The 20,248-nt window shown below is 40.8% G+C and carries 13 protein-coding genes and 1 pseudogene; 7 read left to right on the forward strand and 7 right to left on the reverse strand.

The window, feature by feature from the left end; translation table 11 throughout:
* Positions 1-86 precede the first annotated feature (86 nt).
* From QOL76_RS12335 to smc, 4 genes are all read right to left on the reverse strand, one after another.
* On the reverse strand, positions 87-1,445 hold the full coding sequence (locus tag QOL76_RS12335) for an alkaline phosphatase family protein (protein WP_283413273.1): 1,359 nt from the start codon (positions 1,443-1,445) through the stop codon (positions 87-89).
* A gap of 64 nt (positions 1,446-1,509) precedes the next feature.
* Entirely contained in the window at positions 1,510-4,680 is a 3,171-nt protein-coding gene (locus QOL76_RS12340) for a TonB-dependent receptor (protein ID WP_283413274.1), read from the reverse strand.
* A gap of 184 nt (positions 4,681-4,864) precedes the next feature.
* Positions 4,865-5,500: a Crp/Fnr family transcriptional regulator gene (locus QOL76_RS12345; RefSeq protein WP_283413275.1), complete on the reverse strand. Its 636-nt coding sequence runs from the start codon at positions 5,498-5,500 to the stop codon at positions 4,865-4,867.
* Between the two features lie 274 nt (positions 5,501-5,774).
* Positions 5,775-9,314: a chromosome segregation protein SMC gene (smc, locus tag QOL76_RS12350; RefSeq protein WP_283413276.1), complete on the reverse strand. Its 3,540-nt coding sequence runs from the start codon at positions 9,312-9,314 to the stop codon at positions 5,775-5,777.
* A 333-nt stretch (positions 9,315-9,647) separates the two neighbouring features.
* On the opposite strand from smc, the pseudogene QOL76_RS21275 reads away from it, so the two are divergent.
* From QOL76_RS21275 to QOL76_RS12375, 5 genes and pseudogenes are all read left to right on the forward strand, one after another.
* A pseudogene (locus QOL76_RS21275) lies at positions 9,648-10,013 on the forward strand (GxxExxY protein).
* Positions 10,014-10,267: 254 nt separating this feature from the next.
* Positions 10,268-10,822, forward strand: coding sequence for a hypothetical protein (locus QOL76_RS12360; protein WP_283413277.1), 555 nt, complete (start codon positions 10,268-10,270; stop codon positions 10,820-10,822).
* A gap of 137 nt (positions 10,823-10,959) precedes the next feature.
* A complete protein-coding gene (locus tag QOL76_RS12365; protein WP_283413278.1) occupies positions 10,960-11,454 on the forward strand; it encodes a QcrA and Rieske domain-containing protein in 495 nt (164 codons plus the stop codon).
* On the forward strand, positions 11,454-11,993 hold the full coding sequence (locus QOL76_RS12370) for a YceI family protein (RefSeq protein WP_283413279.1): 540 nt from the start codon (positions 11,454-11,456) through the stop codon (positions 11,991-11,993). The genes QOL76_RS12365 and QOL76_RS12370 overlap by 1 nt, the downstream gene beginning before the upstream one ends.
* Entirely contained in the window at positions 11,993-12,856 is an 864-nt protein-coding gene (locus tag QOL76_RS12375) for a DUF5777 family beta-barrel protein (protein WP_283413280.1), read from the forward strand. Before QOL76_RS12370 ends, QOL76_RS12375 begins: the two co-directional genes overlap by 1 nt.
* Positions 12,857-12,936: 80 nt before the next feature.
* Here the strand turns inward: QOL76_RS12375 and QOL76_RS12380 are convergent, their stop codons facing one another.
* Entirely contained in the window at positions 12,937-14,520 is a 1,584-nt protein-coding gene (locus QOL76_RS12380; protein ID WP_283413281.1) for a hypothetical protein, read from the reverse strand.
* A 232-nt stretch (positions 14,521-14,752) separates the two neighbouring features.
* Here QOL76_RS12380 and QOL76_RS12385 point away from each other — a divergent pair, with 232 nt between their 5' ends.
* Positions 14,753-15,664: a helix-turn-helix transcriptional regulator gene (locus QOL76_RS12385; RefSeq protein ID WP_283413282.1), complete on the forward strand. Its 912-nt coding sequence runs from the start codon at positions 14,753-14,755 to the stop codon at positions 15,662-15,664.
* Between the two features lie 187 nt (positions 15,665-15,851).
* A complete protein-coding gene (locus QOL76_RS12390) occupies positions 15,852-17,408 on the forward strand; it encodes a S8 family peptidase (RefSeq protein ID WP_283413283.1) in 1,557 nt (518 codons plus the stop codon).
* Positions 17,409-17,508: 100 nt separating this feature from the next.
* On the opposite strand, the gene QOL76_RS12395 is transcribed toward QOL76_RS12390, so the two are convergent.
* Complete coding sequence (locus QOL76_RS12395; RefSeq protein WP_283413284.1) at positions 17,509-17,814, reverse strand: DUF3784 domain-containing protein; 306 nt, start codon at positions 17,812-17,814, stop codon at positions 17,509-17,511.
* 328 nt (positions 17,815-18,142) lie between these two features.
* Complete coding sequence (locus QOL76_RS12400; protein WP_283413285.1) at positions 18,143-20,248, reverse strand: M28 family peptidase; 2,106 nt, start codon at positions 20,246-20,248, stop codon at positions 18,143-18,145.

Below are 20,248 nucleotides of genomic sequence, written 5' to 3' on the forward strand. Positions count from 1 at the left end.
TGGATACAGATTTAAATTTTGCGAAGTCAAAAAAAAAAAGAGAAGCAGGTTTCCCCACTTCTCCTTAATCAGACATTTGTCTTACATTATTTCTTAATCCCTGGATACAGATTACTCTCAGGTAAGTCAATAGGTAAATTCAATAAATACTTCACTACTGGTGCGACATCTACCAGTCCCATTTCCTGGATCTCTACATTTTCTCTGATACCTGCTCCCCAAGCGATAAAGCCAGTTTCAATCTCATCGAAATCAGGAAAATATCCATGGGTACCACCATTAGCTGGCTTTAAAATATTTCCACTTGTGGAACTCGAGAATGAAATGCCCTGAATGGGGGCCAAGGCCAGTACTGCATTAGGATCAGCACCGATTTTGTCCAGTTCCTCTCTGTCAACTACTCGGAATAGCTTTTTAATGTTAGCTGGTAGATTGGCTAGAATTTTCTCCACTTGCTTGGCAGATTCCTGATCATTTGGATCCTTTAGGTGTAGAAAAGCGGAAGCACCACTGGTATGGAATGCGGCTTTCCAATTGCCTCTGTCTTTGGAATCTTCCATCAAACCTGCTTCCACTAACCAGATGTTTGGGGAGATGGAGCTGTGGGTATTGACAAAGCCATGATCACCAGTGATAATGAAAGTGGTTTTATCTGCGATGCCAGCACGTTCGGCGGCTTCCATAATTTTGCCTATTGCCCGGTCTATGGCTGCAATGGACTTGTAAACCATAGTTCCATCTCTTCCTTCACTATGCTGAAAGTGATCTGCAGCGATTAGATGAATATTGGTCAAGTTTGGTTTGTAAGTCTCCAATACATAAGCTGCCATCTCCCCGGTTCTGTCTTCCCTGTTGAGGTAATCCCCATTGAAGGTTCTTTCATTCATCTTACCCAATACCTGAAGTTCCATTTCTGCCATAAGTCCTTTGGGAGTTTCCATATCCCGCATTGGCTCAATCCTTCCACCATTTTCCAGACTCCAGTATTCTGGAATATTGTAATCTATAGGAGCATTGACGGAAACAGGCCAAAGGAAACTGGCACTTTTCATTCCAGCTTCCCTGACAGCATCCCAGAGTGTTGGAACTTGAATCAATTCGGATTCCCAATACCACTTGCCTGTTTGTCCTTCAGGTTCAAACGGAGCATTATAATAAATACCATGCTTGGCAGGAGGAAAACCTGTGATGACTGTGGTATGGGAGGGATAGGTCACCGATGGAAATACACCAGTCACGCCGAGTGATCTTGCCCCTTCCTTAGCCATAGTCTGAAGGTTTGGAGCTGGCCATTTTTCTTCAAGGTAGAAGTTTGGCCGGAATCCGTCTATGGAAATAAGAATTACATGCTCCGATGGTTTTGCTTGAGCTGTAGCTAGGGAAATGTTTGTTAAAAAAGCGAAGACGAAAAGGAGGAATGATTTCCTAATAAAATATGATTGCATAATTGTATTTAAGAATTGAAAAAGCCCACTGCTCTATTGTGAGGCAGTGGACTAATTGGTGGTTTTAGAAAAAGATTCTTCCTGAGATTTGTAATTGATAAGGTGTGCCTCCCGGAGTAGTAACACCTACATTAGAGTTAACTTGGTATTCATAGGCCATTTTCTCCGGATCAAAATTCCTGATGGTCAATAAGTTTTGATTACCCAGTGTTTTCGAAGTTCCCCATTCTTTGTTAAGCAGGTTCGCTACGTTGAAGATGTCCAGTCCAAGTTCAAAACCTGATTTCTTAGCTGCAGTAAAGAATATTTTCTTGGTAGCACGTAGATCCCAGTTCCCAAAGTATCCATTTACCCCACCGTTTCTAACTGCTACATTTCCAAGACTTTCCCGGATATAATCCTTAGCTAGGTTGTCAGGGTTTTGCAGTACATTATTCATAGCTTCCGCCATAGTCTCCGAGATCCCTGGGGCAGAGGGGTCAAATACAAAAGCCAGGTCATTAGAGTTGACAAAGTCACCATTTACGTTTCCGTTCACCCGTAGTGAATAGCGTGTTCCACCAATTCCTGAATATCGAACGCCCACTGTAAATCCTTTGAAAGTAGGAAGGGTGCCATATACCACCACCTTGCTTCTGTATTGTCCGTTGGAGTAGTTCATCATGGATAAATCTCTAGGATCATCCACAACCATCTGGCTTAAGGTTGCACTGTTGGCCACATTGCCATTGTAGGAGGTATTATCCTTACTGTCATTCCAGGTATAACTGGCAGTAATCTGCCCATCCTTAAAATAGCGGTAGGTTCCATCGATTACCATGGTATAGGTATTGTTTTTCCCCTCGCTGTTCAATTCCAGCACTCGACCTATTTGATCTGTTTTTCTGCCTTTGGTCCAATCCGCATTTCCATTGGAAGTACTGATAGATTCTGCCGGAACATATACACCTCGATTATCCTCTTCAGAAAGTCTGAAATAAGGCTGATCTACCATATTTCTGTCCACATACATGTAGTTGTTTCTCGCGATGGAGGCTATAAAGTTCACTCCCAATCTCAATCGATTATTGAAAACCCTATTGTACATCACATTGCCCTTATACACAGTAGGTACTTTCAGATCCTCACTGTTCATATTGATGGTGGTCACAGGGGTGATGCCTGGCTGATTCAATAAGTCAACACCAGGTGCAGTGCTCGGATCATTTCTGTATGATTCAAAATTCGGAGTTGGCACATTCTCTCCTGTGATATCCACAGCAAAAATCTTTGTTCCGTCAAACTGTAGGTTGTTGACATCTGAGTAGTTATTCAGCGCCGAACCGAAAATACCGCCTCCAATTCTTAGGATATCCTGTTGCTTCTCGTTGATGTCCCAGGTAAACTGGAATCTTGGCTGGATCTGAAAACCACCTGTTTTCACATCGGTTCTCAATCCCAATTCATCAAAGACAGTCTGGTTAAACGTTGGGCTATTTTTATAGGTAGTATAGTCTCCGCGAAGACCGAGGATCAGGTTCATTCCTCTTCCAAGATCAGTATCAGCCTGTGCATAAATCCCGCCTCCAAAAATACTTTGCTCTACTGTAGGATCTTCTGTTGCTACTTCTCTTGCATAACGGTATGGTTTTAAGTCATCGAAATTATCAAGTCCGGTGAAATAGAACCTCCCGTTAAACTCACTCGTTGCAAGTGAAGTGAGGTCATTTAAGAGCAAGTCCATTCCAAAGGTGTAATTGGTTTTTCCCTTGTTATAGTAGAGGTTGTTCACAAATTGATAAACATTTGACTCAAATCGCTCAGGGAGATAACGCTGACCACCTAGCTGAATCGTCGTATTCACATCACTTCCATCCACTACAGATTCTACCCGCTGTACGATTGCTCTTGGGATATTTGAACTTGGCAATTGGGCATTAGGTCTGCCATCATCAAGCGTATATAAGTACTGAAGTTTTAATTCATTCGTGAGATTATTGTTAATTTCTGTCCGTAGAGAGGCCATCAAACTATTAGCTGTGGAAAGGTGATCTCCATAAACTTCATATAGGTTGATCGAACTGTTATCAGATACACCCTGACTGTTTAAGTCACGCGAGAAGTTATTTCTGATGGTCAATAAATTGGATTTATTGATCTGATAGTCAATCCTTGCAAAAGCAGTGTGGGAATATCTTTTTTTACTGAAACTCCCTGTCTGTGGAGAGTCCGCAAGGCCATATTTGTCCCTACCTATCTGTAGGTATCTGTCCAGAGATTCCTGGGATAGGTTATATCTGTTCTCGTCCTCAGGAGTTCTGATGTCAGCGATGTAAAGAGGTCTAGCATCCCGCTGCCCATCATAGGCAATAAAATAATGTAGTTTGTCTTTGATGATGGCTCCGCCTAGCGTCAAACCATATTGTTGGATGGAGAATTCATCCTCTCTTTTATTTCCTCTGGTGTCGTATTTACTGGCCAGCCAATCTGCACGGTTGAATAAAAACGCTGATCCATGAAGCTCATTTGTTCCTGTTTTGGTCACAGCACTTATTATCCCGCCACCGCTTCTTCCATTGGTTACATCATAGTCGTTGGTCACTACTTCAAACTCCCGGATTGCTTCCATAGAGATGGAAAATGGACCTCTGTTGGTTGATCCACTTGATAATGGACTTTTGTTGGTCATCCCATCAATGGTGTAATTGGTCGAGGAGTACAATTGACCAAGCAAATTGCTGCCGTTTGAAACTGGGGATAAGTCTACCAGGGAATTGAAATTTCTTCCGTTTACAGGTAAAGTGGACATATCTCTGGCGGTCACTGCAGTGGAACTTCCAAATCTGTCAATGCTATTGCTCAATGAGTTGGCAGTTACGCTGACTTCGCTTAGGTTTTGGGTTGATTCACTTAAGGAAATATCCAACTTGATACGTTCTCCTTGATTGAAAGAATAGCCGGTAAAAACCTTTGTGCCATAACCTAGGTAGGTGCAGGTAACAGAATAATCGGTTCCAAGTGGAAGTTGATTCACCGTGTAAGATCCTGTGAGATTGGTGATCGCCGATGCGGTAAATCCGGTCATCTCATTTTTGATTAACAGGGCAGCTCCAATCAGAGGTTCGCCCTCTGCATCTGTAACTATGCCAGAAATCGAGGCATTGGTAGCCTGGGAATAAGTCTGAATCCTGATTCCAAGGAATAGGAATAGCAATAGTATTCCTGTAAATAAGTGGGTAGAATTTTTTGAACTCATAGTCGTTGGATAATGGTTTAATTTTATCCAAAACTAGATTTCAGCAGTATCTTGAAATGTTAAAAATTAACATTGGAAATAGAGGTAACAGAATGATAATAGCGCAGATAAAAATCTAACAATAAGTTCATTTGGTTTCTAAAATTAGGGCCTTAGGATCCTGATTATATGAAAGCTTTTTCAGCTATCTCCTTGCGGGTTCACGTAATTTTACTTTGGAAGAATTTGCCACAGTTTGTCTAGTCACTCCGATTAAATCTCCCAAATCTTTTTGTGTTAACAATTCATTTAGATTAAAAGACTTCCCATTGGCATCCTGAACTGTCAAATCAAAATATGTACTTAAAAACATGAGTTTTTCCTGGGCTTTTTTCTCATGAAGTTTCTTAAGCTTTTTCTCAGTACTGCACCAGCGTTTGACTAAATAGGAAATAAACCATTCGGAAACTTCAGGTGATTGAACCACCATTTTTTTGAAAAAATCCCGGTTATAGATTCGGATTCGTGTATCTACTAATGCCTTGGAGAATTCGAAAAATTGGTTGTTTAGGTATTTTAAATCCCCAAAAAAATCAGTTGAAAGTAAAACATCAAAGGTGAATTCTTCGCCGTCATCCGTATAGCTTCCGAGCTTTACTGCTCCATCCAGGATTTCAAAAATAAAGAGATGCTCGGAGGAAGGGTCATAGAGATATTCATTCTTTTTGACAGTGATCTCTTTTATTTTGCCAAAGGACTCAGAGCTGTGGTTATTGGAGATAAAGTTGAAGAAATCAAAGCCTAAGTGAGTTTCATTAAGAGGGCGTACGGGAATTGACATTTTTTATAGAATTGCTTCATTGAAATTACTGATTTGAAAAGTGTTGGAGGTTAATTTTCAATGAAGGAATTCTTATGTTTTTAGCACTGACGGTCTGCTCAGGACATAGCCACATACCTATTCCATTGGATTCAATTTAGGGAGAGGTTAAAGCCCACGCTAATTCAGGATTGAATTTCTTTTAGGAATGAGCTAAAGACGCATTTTTAATCATTTGCATAAAATTTAGATCTCAATTGTATTTACTCCTGATTTAGCTGGAGGTTGTTAATTTCTAAGCCAACTCCCTTAAATCCACCGGAACAACCCTAGAAACGCCCGCTTCGATCATGGTAATACCGTAAATTATATCCGTGCTAGCCATGGTGCGTTTGTTATGTGTCACGATGATAAACTGGGACTCGGCGCTGAACTTCTGAATGATCTGATTGAACTTATCAATATTGGCGTCATCAAGCGGGGCATCTACTTCATCAAAAATACAGAAAGGCGCTGGCTTCAGCAGATAAATAGAAAAGAGTAGGGAAGTGGCAGTTAAGGTCTTTTCCCCTCCGGATAGCTGATTGATACTTAATGGACGCTTGCCCTTTGGCTTGGCCAAAATCTCAATCGCAGATTCCAGGGGATTACTAGGATCTACCAAAGTCAGATCACAATCATCCTGCTCGGTGAACAGCGAGCGGAATACCTTCACGAAGTTCTCCTTGATCTTGGCAAAGGCATCCAAAAATGTATCCTTGGCCACCTGATCGATTTCTTGAATCGTAGTCAAGAGGGATTGCTTGGCTTTGATCAAATCTTCTTTCTGTGTGATAATAAAATCATAACGAACCTTAATTTCATCGTAGGCTTCCATGGCCATGGGATTGATAGGTCCGATTTTGTCCAGTTTCTCTTTTTGCTTGCTAACTAACTCGCGTAATTTATCCTCTGCAAACTCCCTGAATTCTTCGTCTATTTCTGGATTTTCCTCCATTAACTCGTCCAGATCCAGCTCAAATTCCACGCTGAGCCTTTCCTTCATACCAGCCATTTTAAGTTTGATTTCATTCACTGCATTTTCCAGTTCGTGAATCAGCTGATCGTAGCTTTCCTTGGATTTTTGTATGCTTCGGATCTTTTGGTCAGTCTCATCGATCTGCCCTCGGGAAGCATAATAGTCCTTCTCTGCTTCCTGAACGCCTTTTTCTATGCCTTCTTTTTCTGAATACAATTCTATTAGTTCGTCATCCTTTATCTCGTTATTGTCCAACAGGGATTTCACTTCCGTGTCAAGCGTGGAAAGTTCGGATTGGGATTTCCCAATTCTCTCCTTGGAGCCCTCGTAGGCAGACTGCTTGAACTCTATTTCCTGATCCAAACTAGTGACCCGGTTGAGATGCTGGTGATAAAGGATATTTTCAGCATTGAATGCCTGGGATTTTTCAGAAAGCAAAGTAGATTCCTTTTCGTAGCTTTCATTCAGTTCTTCGAGCTCATCATGCATAGCCTCAAACTCCGCTCGCTCATCAAAAAGCTGTGGCTGAATCTCCGTCAAGCTTTCTTCTATAGAGGCTATTCTATCCAGAATATCTTCCCGCTTATTGGCATTAGAACTAAGCAGCTCAGCTAGTTGCTCCTTTTTAGTGCGCACAGACACGAAGTCTTGGTTGATGGCATTGATTTTATTCTGCCATTCTTCCAACGTCTTTTTATAACTGATTTCTTTTAGCTTCATCAGTTCAGACAGCTTATTATCAAGGTTGTTTCTAGTGCTGCTGACCTTCTTGTTAAGCTCTTTGATTTCCTTGTCCAGTTTCTCCAGGTTCTTGGCTCTACCTATTCTTTTTCCTTCGAAAAGCCCCACAGAACCACCTGATATACTGAATTTTCGTTTGGTGTACTTACCGTTTTCTGAAATAAATACAGCCTCTGTATCCTGAGGAAAATCCCTATGTTCCCCTTGTACTATATAGACATTGTCCAGAATGAAGTTGATCAAACGGGAATACTTGACATCAAATTCTATGATTTCGGTAGCCGCTGTAGCATTTGCGAAAAGCTTGTTTTGGCTCGGCTTAAAACGCTCAAAATGCTCCAAAACAAAGAAATTGGCTTTGCCTCGAGCGGAATCTGACAGAAGCTGTATTGCAGCAATCGCCTGAGCTTCAGTATCAACCACATAATAATTCATGTAGCTGTCCAGGTAATTCTCAATCGTTACCCTATACTTTTCCGAGGTGGTCAGTAGATCGGAGAGGAGCGGTACATCCTTGCCCCAACTTGGGTTTTTCTTCAGGAACTTGATTGCTTCCGGGAAACCTTCCAAGTTCTCCACCAAAGACTTGGTGAGGTTGAATTCGTTAGTTTTAGAGTCAAGCTTTCTGGAGGATTGGGTGAGTTCCTCACGGATCATTTCGATCACCCGATTCGTTTCCTCAATCTTTTGGTCCAAATCTTCCTGCTTAGCTTTTAGCTCCCCATAGCCCTTAGTGGACTCATCGAGCTCGGCCTTCAGGGTGATCAGTTTCTCCTCAAAATCTACCAGATTGGCTTCCTGGGAGGAATCATCTGATGAAGTCCGCTCCAGTTCTTGCTTTAGAGTAGAAAGCTGAATCTGCTTAATCTCTATGTCCTTACTAAGCTGATAGACCTTCTCCTTGAGTGTTTCAAAGTTCTGATTGATTGTCTTCTGAGCTAGCTGCTTTTCAGCTTGAATGAGTTTTTGACTTTCATATGCTTCACGGAGTTCGGACACAATCATTTCCTTCTCTTCCAACATCTTCTCTGCAGATTCCTTTTCCTGCTGTAGGGAGCGAATACTGAAGCCAGCGCGATCGTTTGACTTCCGGTCAGTGTCTATTTGCTCACGTAATTTCTGAGATCTATCTTCTAAAAAGCGAAGACGTTCATTCTTTATTTTTTTCTCCGATTCAAATGTTCGAATCTTATTTACATGCTCATTAAGTGCCTTTTGACGGCTAGCAAGCAGTTTTTCCTTAAGGATTAATTCAGACTTCAACTGACTGAGAAGGGCTTCCTGATCAGCTACCTGAGTTTGAAGTTGGAGTTTTTTGTCTCCTTCTTCCTGAATTTTCTGGCTGGCTTCGATCAGGGATTTACTTTGTTTCTCTATGCTTTTTTTGGCCAGATTGATACTTGCTAGCCGATAATCCTTCTTTATTTCGAAATACTTGCTAGCCTGCTTAGCCTGCTTTTCCAAGCTTTTCAGGTTCTTCTCTATTTCAAAAAGCACATCTTCTACACGGTCTAAATCATCATCTGTGTCCTGTAGCTTGCGCAAGGTTTCTTTCTTTCTGTTTTTGAATTTAGAGATACCGGCAGCCTCCTCAAACAAATCCCTACGTGAGTTATTCTTGTCATTTAGGAGTTCATCGATCATTTTCAGCTCGATGATGGCATAGGAATTCGAATTGATTCCTGTATCCATGAAGAGATTTGTGATGTCCTTCAGGCGGCATGTGACCCCATTGATTTGGTATTCACTATCCCCGGATCTGTAGTAGCGACGGGTAATGGTGACATAGGTGTACTCGGTAGGCAGTAGGTTTTTGGTGTTTTCAAAAGTCAGGGAAACTTCTGCAAGGTTGGAAGCTTTGCGGTTTTTCGTCCCGTTGAAGATCACATTCTCCATCTTGTCGGAGCGGAGCATACGGGTTTTTTGCTCGCCGAGCACCCAGCGGATTGCATCGACCACGTTGGATTTTCCGCAGCCATTTGGCCCTACTACACCGGTGATTCCCTTGTCGAAGTTAATCACCATTTTATCCCCAAAACTCTTAAACCCTTTGATCTCCAGCTTACTGAGCAGCATCCTTTTGAAATTGTCTTAAATAATCAAACAAAATAAGATCATTTGCGCCATTGTCCAAGGATTTCAGTGTTCTGTTTTTTGTTGGTAGTGGTGAAGGAATTTATAATTAGTGAATTGTAGATAGTTGTTTGTTAATAGACGCAGTGATCAGAGTACAGTCTCAGTGCTTGGAATCAAGTAGGCCTTTATGATCTATAAATAGAATTATTATACTTGAGATCGCCCGGAATGACATAATGCTATGATAAATGTTTATTCTTTAACCGCAGGGACGCTGAGTACGGAAAGGAGGGTCGCTAAGATTATTTTTTTAAGCTAATGACTGAAAATGAGATGTCATCAATCATAATAGGAGCGGCAATAGATGTGCATAAGCATTTAGGCCCAGGGCTATTGGAAAGCAGTTATGAAATTTGTCTAGCATATGAACTTAAACAGCGAGGTTTAGAAGTTAGAACCCAAGTTGCTCTACCTGTTATTTACAAAGAAGTGAATTTTAGAAGCTGGTTAACGTATTGATTTACTTGTAGAAAACAAGGTGATTGTAGAGATTAGAAAGTGGTTGAAGAATTTTCAGATATACATCTAGCCCAGATTCTAACTTACTTAAAGCTTTCTGACCGTAGATTTGGATTATTGTTGAATTTTAATGTATTCAAAATGGTCGATGGCCTTAAACGAGTGGTCAATAATTTATAAATCAAATGGTTTTAGATTTTGCGACCCTACTTTGTGACCTTGGTGTCTCCGCGGTTAAAAAGAAATTTGAATATGCAACCGCCGCCATTGTTCATCTCACTAACCGAACCTTACCATTTGCAAATTTTCAATTCCCAAAATCAATAGGCAATTATCAAGTTGTGAAGAATTGATTTACGGTCTGTGTGTAGTCTTCCGTGAACTCCACGGTTAAAAAACATGTATTACTTGCCGAAAACAATTAACTTACCCTCGTGGATTTAGGAAATATAGTTTATATCGTCGCAGTCTTGGCCTATTTTATCTATCAGGCTACCAAAGGCAAAAAGAAAAACCAGACTGGAGATCAGCCAGAAATGCCTGATGAGCCTCAGGAAAAGTCAGTTACTTTTGAGGATCTGATGAGGGAAATCCGAGATGCTCAAAAACCAAAAACTGTTGAGCCAGCTAAGCCTAGAATGCAACCTACCCCAGTTGCACAGCCCAAGGAAGTGGTTTATGAGCGAGCTGGAGATACTAGTTCCAGGCCTGAGTGGAGAGCAGATCCTGCTCCTGCGGTGAAGAGGTTTCCTACCCGGAAATTGGAGGATGATGACGATGAGATTGAATACTATCAAGGTGCATTTGAAAAGACTAAGTCAGATTTAACTAAGACTTCCAAGGGAATTCCAGAAATACCTTCCTTGAAAGAAGCGACGGTAGAATCTTCTAATTCAGGAAGAAATAGATATGCTCACCTGCTAAAGAACCCGCAAGGCATCAGAGATGCTGTGGTGCTTAAGGAGATCCTGGACAGAAAATATTTTTAGTAATTAATTTCAAACTTGAAATTGAAAATTTATTGAAGTCCTGTTTCTCTTGTGATTTTTCTATTGCAATTTTTTAAACCAAAAACATTCGCATCCACTCCTATGTTTTACTTCGTAATTACCAAAAAATGGAAATTATGGAGCAGGTCAAATCTAAAACAGGAACCTTAAGTCAGTCCCGCCGGGAATTTATTGAGCGTGCGGGTATAAGTGTAGTAATGTCTTCATTTGGACTTACCTTTTTTACTGGGTGCTCTGACTCTGAGGATCAAAACCCCACCAATCCAACTCCATCACCACCTACAAGCACCACTGGAATCACAATTACAGGTAGTACAATTACGATTGATTTAACTACTCAAACAGGACTTGCAGCGGCAGGTGGATGGTTATTGATTCTGAGTGCAAAGACCCTGGTGGTGAATGTGGGAGGAGCCTATATGGCAATGACCTCAGTTTGTACACATTCTGCCTGCGATCGTAATTGGACATTTACAAATAACAGGTTTACGTGTACCTGTCATGGCTCTCAGTTTGACACTTCTGGAAATGTGCTTCAAGGACCGGCAACTCAACCTTTGCAATCTTATGCAACAGCATTGAGTGGTACATCTTTGACAATTACCAAGTAATGAAACGTCTACTACTTTTCCTCTACTTTGTTAGCACTGTTGCACAATCTCAGACTTTTATCACGGAATCTGGATATGTGAACTTCCTTTCCAAAGCATCATTAAATGAATTTAACGGAGAGTCGGATCAATTGAAGGGTTTGATTGATCTCTCCCAGAATTTATTGGATTTCTATATAGATCTCAACACGCTGCAAACAGGAATAGGACTTCGGGATAAGCATATGCGGGATAATTACCTGGAAACGGATAAATACCCATTTGCAGAATTTACCGGAAATTTGAGCGTCATTCCCACATTGATTTCTGGTACAAAAACGCCGGTGACTGCCATTGGAAACTTTAAAATTCACGGGGTAGAACGGGAGATAGAAGTCCAAGGAACCTTAAGTAAGAATGCCGATGGTTATCTGGAATTGGAGGGAGGATTTGATGTGTTTTTATCAGATTATAACATTGAAATACCAAAACTGGTGTTCTACGAGCTTGCAGAAAAACAGGAAGTTACTTTCAACGCAGTATTCAAACCCAAAAAATAATGAATCGATTTATACTAGTGATTCTCATGGGGATAATGCCATTTTCTCTTTTTGCACAACTGGAGCGAACTTTGGCCAATCCGGATCAACCAGTGGAATTAATTTTCCATGCCCCGCGTCACATTAATTTATTGACAGTCGAGCCGTTAAGTAAGAAATCCATGCACTTTGCCATTATGCATACGTTTGGGACACTTGATGGCGGGATTCAAAACCTCTTTGGCTTGGATAATGGCGCCAATATTCAATTCAGTTTCGAATTTGCCCTAAGTGAAAAACTATCCGTGGCGGCATCTAGAAGTAGTAGAGATAAAGTTTACAATGTATTTGGACGTTATCACATTTTTCAGCAAACCCAAAGTGGGAGCAAGCCATTCTCGTTGAGTGTTGCTGGGGGCGGAGGCGTGAATACATCGAAATACGACTTTCTTCCTGAGCCAGCTCCGAATTTTAGCGAGCGGATGAGTTATTTTGGTCAAGTAATGTTAGCGCGAAAGTTTTCTCCGAAAATCAGTTTTCAATTGACTCCAATGATGGCCTATTTTACTAATCCTCGGCCGGTTTATCAGATTGAGGGTACCGAAAATTTGTATTTGGCACTTGGTTTTAGCGGTAAATGGAAAGTAACTGATCGCTCCTCACTAGCCTTGCAATTCATCCCCAATTTGAATACAGATCTGAGAAGTAATTTTGGAATTGGTTGGGATGTAGAAGCCGGTGGACATGTTTTTCAGATGTATTTCGTAACCTCACAGGCCCTTAATGAACAGTATCTTTTAGCCGGAGGAAACGGTACTATTGGTGATGAGTTTCGATTGGGCTTTAATGTGAACCGTATTTTTGCCACAGGGAAGAAGAAATAGCAGTTTGCAGATGCAGTAGTTGGACAGGAATGAATCAAACTTCTAGCTCTTCGTACTTCCCAGTTCCAACTTCCCACGTCTCACTTTAGTCTATACTCACTCACGTTGATATTCCCGGTTTTATAAGTATTCATAAGCTGATAGTTTTTGTCAAGCCATTCTGAAATCTTCTCAATATCTTTCTGTTCCTCAGGATAGGCATGCACATAATAATCGTATATCAATACTTTTATTTGCTTTGGGAATTGGCTAGGATTTCTTGGGAACTGGTACATAGGAATGAGTAATTCCTGAGCAATTGCATCCTCTGGAAGTAAGACTTGTTTACTGAATTCCAAAAAGCTATGGGTATATATAACCTGTTTTGAATCAGTGTATTGAGTTTCTGTTCTTAAGGTATTGATTAAATGTTCGTATTGCTTTAATTTCTGCTGATATGGAATAGCAATAATGGCAGGCGCAATTAGAATTACCCCCATAAAAATCGGGAAGATTTTCAAATTAGAAAACCAAACCCCTGCTGCTAATGCCAGATTGAAGAAAGCCATTTTTAAGTCCATTTGAATTAGGCTAATGCCAACCCCCAACAGCAACAGAGCAATTAAAAAAATCTTCCAATTTTGGGAGTTTTTCCACTCTTTCCAGCCCATAGCAATTAACATACTCAGTATGGGAACTAGGATAATCAAATGTCTTGGATTGAGGTAAATAGGATTGTAGAAATCCAGCGTAGAGGTCATAAACCAAAAGCCGATCAGCAAGCATAAAAAAGCCAGAGAAAACTCAACTATCGGTGTTTTTCTTGACCTCAAACCCAAAGCGATCCCAGGTATAGCGAATACCATCCAGGCCCAGTATGAACGCTCTACAAAAGTGATTATTGGAAGAATAGTAAGTCTTTTAACTATGGACCAAAATCCCTTGTCTGCATAGGTGAATTCGGAGATGTAATGACCGGCATTGATGGAAGTAACCCGGTGGAGTGGATCGCCAAATTTGATCCAAAAATAGCCCAAATATCCTACAGAAAGTAGGATTCCTGTTACTAGAATAGCGGTATAGAATGTTTTGTTTAGGTTCTGCTTTTTCCAATCTAAGTAAAATAATAGGATAGGAAATGGCCCTAAAAGAACAATGGTTTCCTTGGTAAGAAAACCCATAAATAATGCTGCTATAAGTACAAAGCCTGCAATTGCTGGATTGCTTTTCCGGTAAACTGCTGCTGCAGGAACCAGGCAAGTCCACAGTACTAATAAGCTATCTGGATAAACCTTGGTCAGAAAATGCAGGAAATAGACCTGTGTACAAAACCAGAGTACCAATACCCAGGCTGGAGTAGATTTTGGAAGGATTTTCAGCAATAAGAATAGAGTCAGCCCATAGCTTAAGAATGAGATTAAAGAGATCTTATGAGGATCAAAACCTAAAAAAAATCCAATTAATCCTGACGGAACATACGCTCCCCAACGACTGGAAAAGTGGTAATCATTGATCTCCATCGTGCCTTCCCAAAACTTTTGCCCAGCAAGTAAATAGTAGATATCATCGCTAAACGTAATGCCATCAAAACCAAAGAGCCAGTAAGCAAATAGGAAGAGAAGGCCAGCTAAAAATGGGGTTTTAAAAGTATTTCTGAATGTATGGTGCTCAGGTGATAGGTTCATAAGGGTTAGGTCAAAAATACCTAATTTCTAGTCTCTGCACTTATTAAAGCACATTTGTAATCTAATAATTTGTGCCAGAGGCACACAAATTTGGTAGGAATCGTATGTTGGAATAGTTGAGCTGCCGTAGGTATGACACATTTTGTCAATTTTTTTACTGACAATACACGTCAATAATGAAAATCCCTTTAGGCTTTTGCGTACTTTTAATATTCCAAATTCACAACTTATTATGAGCCAGGCCGGAAAGATCGAACAGCAAAAAATTCTTCGCGTTTTCAAATTGATTAACCTTTTGCAAAGCAATATCGGTAAACCTGTGCATAGACTTGCGGAACTGCTGGAAACGGATGAACGCACTATTTATCGGTATTTCAAGCTGCTAGAGGCGTTGGGATTTGAGGTTGTTAAAGAATTTAGCAAATACAAGATTCAGCAAAAAGCAGGTATGGATCAGACGCTGAATTATGGAACTTTCTCCCAAGAGGAAAGCCAGTGGCTCCGGTCTATGATAGAAAGCCAAGGTAAAGGCAATTTGCTGCATGACTCTATTATTAAAAAACTGGATGTTCGATCGGAAGTGAAGCAGGGCACTGATCAGTTGTTCAAAGCTAACCTGAGTAGATTAGTTGATGAAATTGGCCTCGGTATCCAGCAGAAAAAGCAAGTTTGGCTGAAGGATTACTATTCCTTGAGCTCCGATACTACCAGTGATCGCTTAGTGGAGCCAGTGGCATTCTCTTCAAATTATGAGACTATACATGCCTTCGAACCTGCAAGTAAAAGCATGAAGGTTTTTAAAATTGAGAGAATAGGGGAAGTAGTTTTAAGTCAGAGTCCTTGGAAATATGAATCCAAACATCAGCTTCCGGGTACTCAACTTTTTGGGTTTACGGGGAAGAGTAAGTTTCAGGTCAAATTAAAACTCAGTAAAAAAGCATACCAACTGATGATGGAAGAGCATCCTAATGCTCGCCCGTTTATGTCTATCAAAAATCGAAATCAATTCTATTTCCATGGTGAAGTACCTCAGCTTCCTGGATTAGGAAGGTTTATTTTGGGTTTACCGGGTGAAATAAAGGTGGAAGAAGGAGAGGAACTTACAACGTATTTGGCTGAGCAACTATCTAAGATGGTATTGTAAATAGCTGTTTTTTCTTGGTTGATTACGTCGTCACCAACCTTATCGAAATTGCTCTGTACAATATTTACCGGTTTTTCGAAATGTAGGAGATTTGAATATTGATGTAAATAAGGCTACTTGATCCATTGCAGATAATTGCATTTTTTTTTAACTTATTGATTATCAATTTTTAAAACCTAAAATTTTTATGAAGTATTTAAAAAACAATCAGATTTTTGGGCTGATTTTTATAGCCCTTTTTGTAGTCTCTTGTAGTACAGAAGAGCAGCCAACGGTCTCCCAAGCGGAGTTTGCAGTATCAGATTCTGAAGTAATCCCTTCCTCTGAAATCGATCATATCATTCTCAAATCCCTGCAAGAATCAGGTGATTTTATCTGGGGAAATGAATCCGATGAATTGATCTGGAGTGCTTTGATTCAAAGTGATTCTATTCTTAGCATAGGTTATCAGGCGAGTGGAAAGGAGCTGGTAAATGCTAGGATTGGGTTGGAATCCGTGGACAGCCCTGAGATGAAGGAAGCTGCCGGCAAAATCATAGGTATGATTTCGGGATTTTCTTCAAAAAAGTCGACCTCAAATATGAGAGAAACCGATGAGTTCGAAATTCATGAAGATCTACCTTACCTGGAGATGAAGGTTACCAGCCTTGAAGCACTTCAAAATCTAAGGAATATGTCTGAGGTAAGGTATTTCGAACCTAGAGGCTATGAGTTCGATTACAGCCTTTTAAACGCTAATCAATACGCCAGGCTAAGCAGTGATTCTGGATGTGAGAATGAGCCTCAAGCTATCTCAGGATCTGACTTTTCTATCATTTCTCCCGGAGCCAAGTCTTCCTGGAATTACGAACAGATGGGTATATCACAAGCCTGGAACCAAAGTACTGGCGCGGGAATTACTGTTGGTGTGATAGATACTGGGCTATCTCCAGATCAGCTATCTCTTAATGCTGGCTTCAATAGTGGGCAATCCGATGGTCGAACTGTACAGAGCTTTGGGACTTATAAAACCGGCTACTGGTGGTGGAAGAAGTATGATGGTCCTAATGATCAATGTGGGCACGGTACAGCAATGGCTGGTGTAGTCGCTTCACCTAGAAACACAGTAGGCAATGCGGTTGGTGTTGCTTATAATTCTAACCTGATCAGTGTACGAGGAACAAGTGATGTGATTTTCAATTCAGGAAATGAGAAAGACGGAGTCGCTGAGGCTTTGGTACTTTTAGGAAAAAGATCAGATGTGAAAATTATCAGCATGTCCATAGGTGATTTGTTCTCCAACTCCAAAGTGGCTGATGCAATTCGATATGCGCACAATAGAGGCAAATTAATTTTTGCTGCAGCGGGAACATCCACTACGTTTACGAATTGGGTTGGAGTGATTTTTCCAGCAACTATGACCGAAACTGTGGCGGTAACTGGTGTGAAAGAAGGAAATGGCTATCAACGATGTGATACTTGTCATTCAGGTTCTCAGGTGGAGTTCACGGTGATCATGGAACGTGCTGGAACCAATACTAAGCCTTTGACTACAGCTTTATACAGTAATGATCCATCTACAGTAGGAGGTTCTTCTGTCGCAACGGCCACCGCATCAGGAATCGCAGCTTTAGTGTGGGCGAAAAACCCGTCATGGACCAAAGATCAGGTATTAAATAAAATGAAAGCTACCTCAGATTTATACCCTTCCAAAAGCTCAGAGTTTGGCTATGGAAATCTGAATGCTCAGGCAGCAGTGAATTAGATGTTTCATAAACTAAAAACGGTCTTGGAGTTCAATCCAAGACCGTTTTTATGCCTTAACTGATATTGAATAATAATAAAATCAAAGGGGTATTTTGCACTTACCTTGTACGATTGTTAACAAGAATATTTCCAACTACAATCAGGACCAACATCCCAACTATAGTCACTAAAATGAATATGTTGCTTAAAGAGGGCTGATTTAACCAGATTGCAGCAAAGTGTGCTGTAATACTTATCATCCCCATAATTCCAAATACAATAGCAGTAAATGTAGGTAATCCATTGGCCTCGGCATTTTCTTTATCGCTATTGGATAAGCTATTGTAACCTGCCAATAGGCCAGGATAGAATTTTACTGCGACGGCAATCGCAATATATAATAAGCCAACATAGATACTTTCCATGATAATTATAGTAATAGTTTAAAAATACAATATGATTATCCGCAAAGATGCCAGTCACCTTAGATTCTTTACTTATTTAGTCGTTAGACCGATAAGCGATGCGGGCTCAATTCTTAATTTAAGATATCCTTTTTTGCTTTTGACTCCATACTGACACAAAAGAGGTTATACATCAAATACAAATGAATTATAACCAATTCTCTGTTTGGAAACAAGCAGTTTAGTTCAATTTTACAACTAGCTTTTGGGTAAAATTAGCTAAAACTAAAAAAGGGCATAGAAATCAATCTAAGCCCTTTTTAATGTCTTTAATCTGATGCCTAACTTCTCATTTCAAGCTCTTTGTCATCTTCTCCACTTTCTTGCTCAAGTCTAGAATTGCTTTAGAATAACGTGTATCCCATTCTTCCAGACGTTCTGTGGAATTGGTTTCTACTTCGTATTTGATGCCCGGCAAAATCCAGGAAGCATAACCTGAAAATGGATCTGTACTTACATAAAGCGATCTATACCAGCTTCCGAAATACATTCCCTTTGGATCGATCCAGCTTTTTTCTAGGGCGATCAACTCCTTGTTCAAGGTATGGATTTCCTTTTCTGAAAGTTGACCCGATGCCAATGCTGTATTCATTGCAGTTTGGTAAGAGGTAGAGCTAGCTTCTAGTTTTTCGATAGCTGCATCTACTTTGTCAAATGAATCAAAAGAGGGGTCCATTTCTTTTACAGATTTCACCGCATTGTCAAAATGCATTCTTAAATCCTGCGCATATCGAGGCACATCGTAAGGAATGATGGTAGCATTTGCCAGTCTCAAAGTCAGGACTCCAATCACAGAAGCAACTGTTCCACCCATTTTGAAGGTAGGGTCCACAAACTTGCTGTAGTAGTGGAAATTATCATAGTTGGAGTGATAGGCAGAAGTTCCGCCAGAACCACCGCTCATACTTGGTACTCCGGCATACATGTAGAATGCAATATGATCCGATCCGCCACCTAGATTACCTATTCTTGGTTCCTCATTTTTTCCTGCCCAGACCTCAAAAACTGTCTTGGAGGAATCAGGATAAGCCACTTCCTTAGTAGCTTCAATAATTAGATTTTTCAGGGTAGGAGCCGCAGAGATTCCAAAGTTTCTCCCCGAAACAGCCCCGTCAAAATTCATATAAATAACTGCCTTTGCCCCCAGCTCATCTTTAAATTGCTCCACCCATTCAGTAGAACCGATGACACCTTGTTCCTCAGCGTCCCAGTGCCCAATCAAAATCGATCTCTTAGGTCGCTCACCATTTTTGATTAATTCACCCAAAGCTTCCGCCAAAGTCAACATCATCGCAGTGCCTGAATTTGGGTCGGTGGCGCCAAAGCTCCAGGCATCGTAGTGAGAGCCAAGAATAATCCATTCGTCAGGATATTCGCTTCCTTCGAATTTACCTACAATATTATTTGCCCGGATATAATCCACCGGCTGCTCTACTTTTACACGAACTTTCAGGTCTGATCCTCCAGTTATCTTGTATTCAAAAGGTAATCCACCTTGCCATCCTTCTGGAACTGCAGATCCTTTCATTCTGCTCAAAATCTCCTTTGCGGCACCATAACCAACAGGGGAAACCGGAATCGTGTGGAAAGCCACATCTTTTGGATCCAGCCTTTTCACCTTTTTATCTCCGTCCAAAGGAAGGGCTGGCTCAAAAGGAGTCAATGGATCTCCGGTATAGTCTAAAGTCAACAATGAACCCCGCTGAATGGTGGTTTCATTATAAAACGGACCATCTGGATATACATCTCCTTTACCAAAACCTGAGTCTTTTGGGTCAGTGAAAATGATCAAAGCGGCAGCTCCATATTGCTCCGCAAATTTTGATTTGAATCCTCTGAAATTCCCTCCGTAACGAGCGATAACCACTTTTCCTTTCAGGTCAACACCCATTTCGGCCAGTTTTTCGAAGTCGGCTTTGACTCCATAATTAGCATAAACCACTTCAGCGGTCACATCTCCAGAACCTGAGTAGGCATTAAATCCCTTATAAAGCCTTGCGTCCGTAGAAAATGGATCACCTTCGATAGGACCCTCTTGCTGAGAAAGTGTGATTTTATCTGGGGTAATAATTTCCAAAAGTGACTCACCCGGATGATTTGGTAAATAGACGTCGTAAGGGTAGGAGGTGACGTCCATCCCCGCTTCACTCATCACCTTAGTCATGTAAGCTGCCACAGCTTCATTTTCTACTGTTCCTGCGATGTGTGGAGCTTTGGTCAATTCTTTTAAGTGAACTTTAAACCGATCAAAATTGACTGCTTTTAAATAATCCTGCTCTAAGGAGGTTTCTTTGCTTTTATCCTGCGGAAAAAAGCCTGTGACCTGCTGAGCATGGGTAGTATATCCTAAGGAAAGAGCGGCTGCAATTCCAAAAAAAGTTTTGTTTATAGACAT

Source organism: Algoriphagus winogradskyi, from assembly GCF_900182815.1.
Taxonomy (GTDB): domain Bacteria; phylum Bacteroidota; class Bacteroidia; order Cytophagales; family Cyclobacteriaceae; genus Algoriphagus; species Algoriphagus winogradskyi.

Bases quoted from the DNA above. Each gene is read 5' to 3' on its own strand.
- QOL76_RS12370 (WP_283413279.1), top strand. From the start codon at position 11,454: ATGAAACGTCTACTACTTTTCCTCTACTTTGTTAGCACTGTTGCACAA.
- QOL76_RS12395 (WP_283413284.1), bottom strand. From the start codon at position 17,814: ATGGAAAGTATCTATGTTGGCTTATTATATATTGCGATTGCCGTCGCA.
- QOL76_RS12385 (WP_283413282.1), top strand. From the start codon at position 14,753: ATGAGCCAGGCCGGAAAGATCGAACAGCAAAAAATTCTTCGCGTTTTC.
- QOL76_RS12335 (WP_283413273.1), bottom strand. From the start codon at position 1,445: ATGCAATCATATTTTATTAGGAAATCATTCCTCCTTTTCGTCTTCGCT.
- QOL76_RS12365 (WP_283413278.1), top strand. From the start codon at position 10,960: ATGGAGCAGGTCAAATCTAAAACAGGAACCTTAAGTCAGTCCCGCCGG.
- QOL76_RS12375 (WP_283413280.1), top strand. From the start codon at position 11,993: ATGAATCGATTTATACTAGTGATTCTCATGGGGATAATGCCATTTTCT.
- QOL76_RS12380 (WP_283413281.1), bottom strand. From the start codon at position 14,520: ATGAACCTATCACCTGAGCACCATACATTCAGAAATACTTTTAAAACC.
- QOL76_RS12345 (WP_283413275.1), bottom strand. From the start codon at position 5,500: ATGTCAATTCCCGTACGCCCTCTTAATGAAACTCACTTAGGCTTTGAT.
- smc (WP_283413276.1), bottom strand. From the start codon at position 9,314: ATGCTGCTCAGTAAGCTGGAGATCAAAGGGTTTAAGAGTTTTGGGGAT.
- QOL76_RS12390 (WP_283413283.1), top strand. From the start codon at position 15,852: ATGAAGTATTTAAAAAACAATCAGATTTTTGGGCTGATTTTTATAGCC.
- QOL76_RS12340 (WP_283413274.1), bottom strand. From the start codon at position 4,680: ATGAGTTCAAAAAATTCTACCCACTTATTTACAGGAATACTATTGCTA.
- QOL76_RS12400 (WP_283413285.1), bottom strand. From the start codon at position 20,248: ATGTCTATAAACAAAACTTTTTTTGGAATTGCAGCCGCTCTTTCCTTA.